This is a genomic window from Dolichospermum sp. UHCC 0259, assembly GCF_009711935.1.
In the GTDB taxonomy this organism is placed as follows: domain Bacteria; phylum Cyanobacteriota; class Cyanobacteriia; order Cyanobacteriales; family Nostocaceae; genus Dolichospermum.
This window is the reverse complement of the sequence record NZ_VIKX01000215.1, coordinates 1-8798: the sequence shown is the minus strand read 5'-3', so window position 1 is coordinate 8798 and position 8798 is coordinate 1. Positions and strand designations below refer to the sequence as shown.

General features: G+C 39.8%; 6 protein-coding genes and 2 pseudogenes. 2 read left to right on the top strand and 6 right to left on the bottom strand.

Annotation, left to right across the window (positions count from 1 at the left end):
- Nucleotides 1-54: 54 nt before the first annotated feature.
- The 3 genes and pseudogenes from FJR05_RS18060 to FJR05_RS18050 all read right to left on the bottom strand — a co-directional run.
- Nucleotides 55-381: pseudogene (locus FJR05_RS18060) on the bottom strand (alcohol dehydrogenase catalytic domain-containing protein); the annotation flags it as partial.
- A gap of 222 nt (nt 382-603) precedes the next feature.
- Nucleotides 604-1236, bottom strand: a complete 633-nt coding sequence (locus FJR05_RS18055) for a biopolymer transporter ExbD (protein ID WP_168645395.1) — start codon at nt 1234-1236, stop codon at nt 604-606.
- Entirely contained in the window at nt 1226-2068 is an 843-nt protein-coding gene (locus tag FJR05_RS18050) for a MotA/TolQ/ExbB proton channel family protein (protein WP_168645394.1), read from the bottom strand. Before FJR05_RS18050 ends, FJR05_RS18055 begins: the two co-directional genes overlap by 11 nt.
- Before the next feature lie 188 nt (nt 2069-2256).
- Here FJR05_RS18050 and FJR05_RS18045 point away from each other — a divergent pair.
- Nucleotides 2257-2572, top strand: a pseudogene (locus tag FJR05_RS18045) (YkvA family protein).
- Between the two features lie 149 nt (nt 2573-2721).
- On the opposite strand, the gene FJR05_RS18040 reads toward FJR05_RS18045, so the two are convergent.
- From FJR05_RS18040 to gndA, 3 genes are all read right to left on the bottom strand, one after another.
- On the bottom strand, nt 2722-3279 hold the full coding sequence (locus FJR05_RS18040) for a Uma2 family endonuclease (RefSeq protein ID WP_168645393.1): 558 nt from the start codon (nt 3277-3279) through the stop codon (nt 2722-2724).
- A 249-nt stretch (nt 3280-3528) separates the two neighbouring features.
- Complete coding sequence (locus FJR05_RS18035) at nt 3529-4830, bottom strand: hypothetical protein (RefSeq protein WP_168645392.1); 1302 nt, start codon at nt 4828-4830, stop codon at nt 3529-3531.
- 136 nt (nt 4831-4966) lie between these two features.
- Nucleotides 4967-6397 carry an NADP-dependent phosphogluconate dehydrogenase gene (gene gndA / locus FJR05_RS18030; RefSeq protein WP_168645391.1) on the bottom strand — a complete coding sequence of 477 codons (1431 nt, stop codon included), beginning with the start codon at nt 6395-6397 and terminating at the stop codon, nt 4967-4969.
- A 318-nt stretch (nt 6398-6715) separates the two neighbouring features.
- Here gndA and FJR05_RS18025 point away from each other — a divergent pair, with 318 nt between their 5' ends.
- On the top strand, nt 6716-8737 hold the full coding sequence (locus tag FJR05_RS18025) for a tetratricopeptide repeat protein (protein WP_168645390.1): 2022 nt from the start codon (nt 6716-6718) through the stop codon (nt 8735-8737).
- The last annotated feature ends 61 nt before the right edge of the window (nt 8738-8798 follow it).

The window sequence follows — 8798 nt, the reverse complement described above, 5'->3', positions numbered from 1 at the left end:
CTCCTATCCCTGTTACTTCCTAATTCCTTTTTAGTGGGGGAGTGTGAACAGTTACCATCTCTCATCAACAATGATATATTCAGCATAATTTCCTGGACTTGCACCCAAACCACCATAGCAAAAATATACTTCATCACCAACACCAAATTTTTGGACATCATTACCCACAGCTTCTACTATACCTGCACCATCACATCCTAAAATAGCTGGCATTTGTTCCGGGAAAAATGTCCCCCTTTGACGTATTTTAGTATCAATGGGATTAACACCGGCAGCAAAAATTTTTACTAAAATTTCTTTGTTTGTGGGTATGGGTTGAGGAACTTCTTGTAGTTGTAAAACTTCTGGTTTACCCAATGCGGTCATTAATATTGCTTTCATGATTTTTCTCCTAGATGCAATTGTTTAAGTTTACCTAAAAATATCCCCATAACTTCCAATACTGCTCGGTTAAGCCTCAGAATCCTTGATAATGTTGGGTTGCGCTGTCGCTTAACCCAACCTACATTTCTTGTTTAAATTTACCTAAAAATATCCCCATAACTTCCTAATTGTTAAGGAAAATATGGGGAGAAAATATCCAAAGTTTCTCACAAAATGGGTTTAATTTTGAGGAGACGCATTATTGGTTCCTGGTGTTACAGGTGTTTGAGGTAAAGTACCGGGGTTAATTCCATTCCCCGGTGTAGGCAAGGGATTTGGGTTAATCGGTGGTAAAGACCTCAAATTTTCCGGTGAGTTAATTTCTGGGTTGGTGGGATTATTCGGTATGGGAGGAGTAGGGAAATTGGGTATATTTGTTAATGGTTGAGATGAACCGGGGATAATTCCCAAAGATACACGATTTCCTCCTACTTTTCTCAGCAAGTCTAAGGTTTGAATTACGTCGTTATAAGTAGCTGTCCGCGACGCATTCAATACCAAAATCCCGTCTGGATTTGTTTGGATATATTGTTGTAAACGTGCTTCTAAATCCTCCCGTTTCACTGGTTCTTTTTCAATGTAAGTTAGTCCAATAGCATCAATTGTTACAGGTAATATTTTGCTTTTAATTTGGGAATTAGCCGCAGAATTTTCGCCTGTACTAGCTTTGGGTAAGTCAACATTAATTGCTTGCTGACGGGTAAATTGTAAAGCTGCTAAAAGAAAGAATGTCAGAATACAAAAGACAACATCAATTAGGGGGATAATTTGAATTTGAAGGTCTTCACCGGAGGTGTCTAGCTTAACTTTCATCTTCTTGTTTTTCTCCAGAGTTCAAATTTGTATTATCAACCTTGTTATCTGGCAAATTTTCTGAATCTACAAGGTTTAAACCGTAATTATCAATCGGATCATTTGGCTCATTTTCCGGTTCTTGAATAAATGTTTTTGATTCTAGCTGAGAAGATGAATCGAAATTTGTAGAGGTGCGTTTTGAGAATCTGTCTGTGTTAATTGTTTTAGGTTCGGGAGGATATTGACGGTAAAGCAGTTCCAATTCATTGCCGGCTTTGTTGAAAATTTTAACTTGGTTAACAACAAAACTTTGAAATAGGCGATAGAATACTAAACTAGCGATCGCTACTATTAATCCGGCTGCTGTACTAATTAACGATTCCCCAATCCCTGTAGTGACACCGGCTGTAGATTCAGTTCCCAAATCACCAATACGAATTGCACCTAAAGAACGAATCAAACCTAAAACTGTTCCCAATAATCCTAACAGTGGTGAAAGGGCAATCACAGCTTCTAAAAGTTTTTCACCCCGACGCATTCCCGCTATCTCGTCGGCTGCGGTAGATTCTAGCGCTAATCTGAAGGTTTCTGGATCACTTTTTTGTAAGCTTAAAGGTGCATATAAAAACCTGCCAACGGGCTGTTTTATAGATTGTTCAGCTATTGCTTCAGCGATTCCCCAATCCTCACCAGCAGCATCCAGAACCCGATTGACTATTTCTTTTTCCTGGGCAAGAATCCGTAACCAGAACCATAGACGTTCAAAAATCACACTTAGTGATAGGACTGATAAAACTAGCAAAGGCCACATAGCAGGCCCGCCCTTCTTAAACAAATCTAAAATATCCACTGTGTAGTTTTCCTCTCTCCATTCCGAGTAGTCAAGGCATTTTCATTTTAGAGAGTTTTGCACTACTCACAAACTTTTCTGATTAATTACTCAGGAGTAACATCTTCTATCCACAATATGACGGTTATTCCCACCGGGAGTTTAGAGGATTATTTGCCAAAATAAAAAAATCACTGGAGGTTAAGAGTATGAACTTCTCAATTCAATCCCTTTATACATGGTATCGGAACACACTACGCAATCCTAAATACCGTTGGTGGATAATTATCGGCACAGTTGCCCTATTTAATTAGCCCTTTAGATATTTCTCCAGATTTTATTCCTATTATTGGTCAAATTGACGATGTTTTACTGTTGAGTTTATTCGTTTCCGAAGTTTCTTCCTTAGTTCTTGATGGTTGGAAAGCAAAAAAGGGGACTGTAGAAAATAGTACCACCAATCCGGCTAATCATGCCCCTGCCGCTGGCGAAACTGTGGATGTTGATTCTATCCCTGTTAAGTAGTATTTGTCGGTTGGGTTGACGCAAGAAAACCCAACACCATTTATCAGGTACAAGAAGTCAGAATTAAACGCAGATAAACGCAGATGAACACAGATAATTTTGTACCTTATCAGACGAGGAAACGCATAAGATTGGTAATTTTTATATTTTTAAAATATTTCACTTACATTAATCTGCACATCAGGAAAAGCTAAAATTGATAAAATCTCATTTTTTACTAACTTCTGGACATCTTGATAAATTCCCTGGAGAGGATTTCGATATACTTCTATAATTTCTTGATTAACATCTACTAACCAAACTTCAGGAATATTTGCTTCTGCATACAAAGGAATTTTTACTTCCCGATCATATTTTACCGTTGTATCGGCAACTTCTATTAACAAAAATATATCTTCTGGTTGGGGGTGTGAATTTCTATAAAAATCTGGACGGGGTTTTAATAATGCTATATCCGGTTGGGGTTCAGAAGTTTCATCTAATTCCACAGGATTTTGAGGTGCAAGCACTATTTTCTTGCCGAGAAGCTGAATCAGGAAATTAACTAATCTATTGACACAACCAGCGTGTCTTCTTCCAATAGGTGACATATCAATCATTTCCCCCCGAATTAATTCTAATCTATCATTTTCTGACAAAATACCAGATTCAGCCATTTGGTGAAATTGCTTAACTGTAAATTGGTGTCTGACTAATTGTAAAACCATTGTCACCTCTATTTGGATTTTAATTGAGATGGATAAAACTAGGGAATATATTAGATATTTTACATTTTTAAAGTCACAATTGCCTCTTGATCCTGAGATTTATTGTTGGGTTTGCCCTAAAACTGCTGTCAGTGCGATAGCGAAGTACGAACTAGGAATCGCTTGCAATACCAATAACTGAGTTATAAAGTTATGATCTATCATATAAATATAACAACGAAGTGCAAAAACTTCTAGTGCATCCCATTCTTAGACTTGCTCTTCTCCAAGTCCAAGAACTCGTAATATTTCCCAAACTGGTAAGAACTTCCTTAAAGTATCGTAGGAGTATTTGGGTAAATCATCATGGTAAAATATACAATTTTCTTTGCTGTCATATATATGGCTGATATAAGTCATATATATTAACCTCAGCAATCCAGTTAAATATATATCTAGTTTATGAGTACATCCTGAGTCAATCTTACTGCGCTTGAATTCGTCCCAATCTGGCAGAGAAATTTCACTATAGAAATTTGAGTCATTTCTATTCTTAAAGCAAAGTTTGAACTCTTCTCTAACGGATTTTATAAGGCGATTATGAAAGTTCAACTCAATACTTTCAAGCCAAAATTCTTGTTCATCATCGCTTAGTTGATTATAGATGGATTGGATTTCAGATAGCCGCCCTTGTTCTGATTCACCGTAAATAGTATCTTCATAAGTGGCAGTACGAAATGATGAAAAAGGATTAATTGCTGCTACACATATTGTATTTGGATAAGGAATAGACTGACCAATCTCCCCCCATTTTTGAGAAGCATATACAAGTGCATGAAAACCTTCCGACTCTAGCCTATGTGAGATTGCATTGGAGATTGTGTTTAGTGCATCCTTTGAATAATCAGGTATTGTTTTGTCTTCACTCAAAGTATCATCATCTATCCATCCTTCAATTATTGGAAAGGCTATTACTACAGTTGACATTGACCTGTCATCGAGCAGATTATTTTCAAACCATTGATAATATGATTCGTCTGGATAGTAGACAGATAAGGTTATTTTGCCATTATCATCTTTTGGTATCAGTGCCACAACACTTTTATTGTTTGCGACAAGTTCTTGAACAAAGGCATCTCTGACAGTTCTTACCTCCATCGGAGCTATCAATACTGAAGTGATTGAGCTTTCTTTAAGCCCTGGAAATATTGAACAAAAATGATTAGCATATGCAAGAAGCTCAGTAAAAGCTTGGCGCTCAGTTTGCTGTGATTTTTTCAGTTCAATGATTGTTATGCCATTTTTTTCGGAACTACCAAAAAGATCCAATCTTGTTGTTGAATCACCCAATTTTCCAAGTTTCAACTCCCTTGCAGTAATTACTAATGATTCTAGACCATCCAGTAATTCGTTGATTCTTTGTTCAGCTAATTTTTGTAATAAAAATCGTAATGGTGGAAATTCGGTACTCTTCCAAGTAACAGGATTTCTGCGCCCAACAATTAAATCAGAAATATTTTCTTTGTGGTTGTTAAATAAATAATCCCTAAATTCATTTTCTGTGAATTGCATCTAAATCTCTTTATCTTTACTAACTGAATTTAAAGTCTTTAATTGTTACAATTAAGGGCGGGGAAACCCCGCCCCTACAGGCAATCTTGCCGAAATAAATGGCAAGAATTAACTTGAATGCTTAACCAGAAATATCTTACTTCTGAGCTTCAGCAATGGGAACCCACTCAGTGTGGAAAGAGCCTTCTTTGTCGGTACGTTTGTAGGTGTGAGCGCCGAAGTAGTCGCGTTGTGCTTGAGTTAAGTTTTGTGGCAAGCGATCGCGGCGGTAACTATCGAAGTAATCTAGAGAAGCACTGAAAGCAGGTACAGGAATACCCAACTTAGCAGCAGTGACAATTACTTCCCGCCAAGCAGCTTGTCTATCCAGAATTGTTTGCTTAAACTCAGGCGCTAACAACAAGTTAGGTAACGCTGGATTTTCGTCAAAAGCTTTCTTAATCTTATTCAAGAAACCAGCCCGAATAATACAACCACCCTTCCAAATCCGCGCCATTTCGCCCAGATTCAATTCCCAATTGTAAGTTTTGGAAGCTGTAGATAACAGTGCCATACCTTGAGCATAAGAACAGATTTTGGAACAATAAAGAGCATCACGCACCATGTTCACAAAAGCTGCAATATCGCCACCATACTTAGCATTTGGTCCAGTGATAATCTTAGAAGCAGCAATCCGTTCATCTCGAATCGAAGAGAGAATCCGAGCATTTACCGCCGCTGTAATTGTGGGAATAGCTACACCCAATTCCAAAGCAGTTTGTACAGTCCAACGACCAGTACCCTTTTGACCGGCTGCGTCAACAATCAAATCAACGAGAGGAATCTTGCTGTCAGGATCTACGTAGGGGAAAATATTGGCGGTAATCTCAATCAAAAATGAATTGAGTTCGTCAGTTGTATTCCATTGAGCAAACACTTCATGAAGTTGTGCTGCACTTAAACCAGCCACATTTTTCAGCAAATCGTAGGCTTCTGCAATTAACTGCATATCACCGTACTCAATACCGTTGTGAACCATTTTTACATAGTGTCCAGAACCACCAGGACCAATGTAGGTTACACAAGGACCATCATCAACTTGAGCCGCGATTTTGTTGAAAATGGGGGATAGATACTCATAGGAGCTTCTTGTCCCACCGGGCATGAGAGAAGGACCATTTAATGCGCCTTCTTCACCACCACTCACACCCATACCGATATAGCGTAAACCGATGGGTTCTAATTCCTGAGTGCGTCTTTCGGTATCTTCAAACCAAGAGTTACCACCGTCAATAATGATATCACCCTCTTGCAGTAAAGGTTTAAGCTGTTGAATTACCGCATCAACAGGCTTACCAGCTTGTACCATCACCAAAATTTTGCGGGGACGTTCCAATGAGGCGACAAATTGTTCGAGGCTAAAAGCGGCTCTAACGTTCCGTCCTGGGGCGCGGTGCGCCATGAAGGCATCGGTTTTTTCACGAGAGCGGTTGTAAACTGCAATTGGGAAGCCATTTCTTTCTACGTTAAGTGCGATATTTTCGCCCATAACCGCTAATCCAATCACACCAAAGCTTTGTAGTGTCATAGTTCAGTTTAAATCTTTTGTTTGGGTTTGGCTCTTTCTCTTGCAGATCCTTTCTCTTTAAGGGTAGTCTGAGATTTTGGCTTCACTCCTAAAGAAGATATTAAGAGTTTTTCAAGAATTTAAGAAATTATTGCGTCAGTTCACCGTGAACTCTTTGCAAACATTTTACAGAGAATTAAAATCTCAAACTTTGCGGCTTTGCTCCTTTGCGCCTTTGCGCGAAACTTAATTCATACCGCCATTATGCAACGCTGCAAAAATTAACTGCAAATGTACGGAAGTTGCTAAAATATTCCGTAGCGATGTGAATTAGCAACCATGCTCAGACAGATTTGGCAGTGGCTTCAAAAGTTGTGGCGGCGTGTATTTATTAAAGAACCCACTTCTGCACCTGTGGAAGTAAAACCAGCGCGACGGTTAACTGATGCTGAGTATGAGGCTTTATTTTTCCGGTTGTTGGCTGAGGTTGAACAGGGGTTGACCAGGGCAGGAGTCAAGGGCTTATTAGCTACCAATGGTGTGACTGAGGCTGAGTTAATTATTTGGTTGCGGGGGTTTGGGGAAAGGTTATTGGTTGCTGATGCGCCCAATCAGGAGTTAGGTAGGCGTTTGGTACTGTTGCGTGATTTGGGTATGGATTTAGGTAAGGTGGCTTATCAGATTGGGGTACAGTTGCAACCAGAGGAAACGAATGATGTTGTTATCCCATCTGGAAGTGAAGAAATAACAGAAGTTGGACAGGCGGAAGCTTGGTTTAATCGTGGTGGTGAGCAATTTACGGCAGGAAGTTTTGAAGCTGCTCTTGTCTCCTTTGACAAAGTTATCCAATTTAAACCTGATTACTACTATGCTTGGTGCAACCGGGGTGTTACCTTGGGTAATTTAGGGAAACATGAAGCGGCTCTTGCCTCCTACGACAAAGCTCTCCAATTTAAACCTGATTACCACCAAGCTTGGTACGGACTGGGCAATACCTTGGATGATTTAGGGAGATATGAAGAAGCGATTGCCTCTTTTGACAAAGCTCTCCAATTTAAACCTGATTACCACCAAGCTTGGTACGGACTGGGCAATACCTTGGATGATTTAGGGAGATATGAAGAAGCGATTGCCTCTTTTGACAAAGCTCTCCAATTTAAACCTGATTACCACCAAGCTTGGTACGGACTGGGCAATACCTTGGATGATTTAGGGAGATATGAAGAAGCGATTGCCTCTTTTGACAAAGCTCTCCAATTTAAATCTGATTTCCACCAAGCTTGGAACAACCGGGGCATTGCTTTGGGTAATTTAGAGAAATATGAAGAAGCGATCGCATCCCATGACAAAGCTCTCCAATTTAAACCTGATTACCACGATGCTTGGCACAACCGGGGTATTGCTTTAGGGAATTTAGGGATGTATGAAGAAGCGATCGTATCCTATGACAAAGCTCTCCAATTTAAACCTGATTACCATAAAGTTTGGCACAGCCGGGGCAATGCCTTGGGGAGTTTAGGGATGTATGAAGAAGCGATCGTATCCTATGACAAAGCTCTCCAATTTAAACCTGATTTCCATGAAGTTTGGCACAGCCGGGGCAATGCCTTGGGGAATTTAGGGATGTATGAAGAAGCGATCGCTTCCTTTGACCAAGCTCTCCAATTTAAACCTGATTTCCACGAAGCTTGGTACGGACGGGGCATTGCTTTGGGGAAATCAGGGAGATATGAAGAGGCGATCGCTTCCTTTGACCAAGCTCTCCAATTTAAACCTGATTACCACGAAGCTTGGAACGGAAAGGGTGCTGCACTGAATAATTTAGGGAGGTATGAAGAAGCGATCGCTTCCTACGACCAGGCTGTGCATTTTCAACCTGATTTACACCAAGCTTGGTTAAATAGGGGTATTGCAGCTGGAGAATCAAGGGGTCACGATCCTTTCCTGAGTTTGTCGAGTGCAGTAGTTAGAAGAAATCCCGATCTCAACCAGCGTGGCTATGATGGCGAATTAGCAAGTTTTGAAGAAGGGTTGAAATATTGTCCCCAACCAGAAGCTCAAGGTTTATTACATCAATATATTGGTGATGCTCACTATTCCCAAGGGTTAAGACAACGCCACCCCCGCACCTATTACCGCAAAGCCGCTAAAAGTTATAACGAATCCCTCAAATTCCTGACATTAGAAGATTTTCCCCAATTGCGCCTTGAGGTTTTACGAGACTTAATTCGTGTCCATTTGCATTTGGGCGAAATCACTGAAGTACAAGAACTGCAAAGACTAGGAACAGATTTATTGAGACGTTTGTTAGATGAATGTCAAAACCCAACTCAGAAAAAACAACTAAGGATCGTGGATTAAATAAGGTGTAATACTGCCAATGATAGCTATACACTAGTGGTCTGTCAGTTTTCTATTTGTG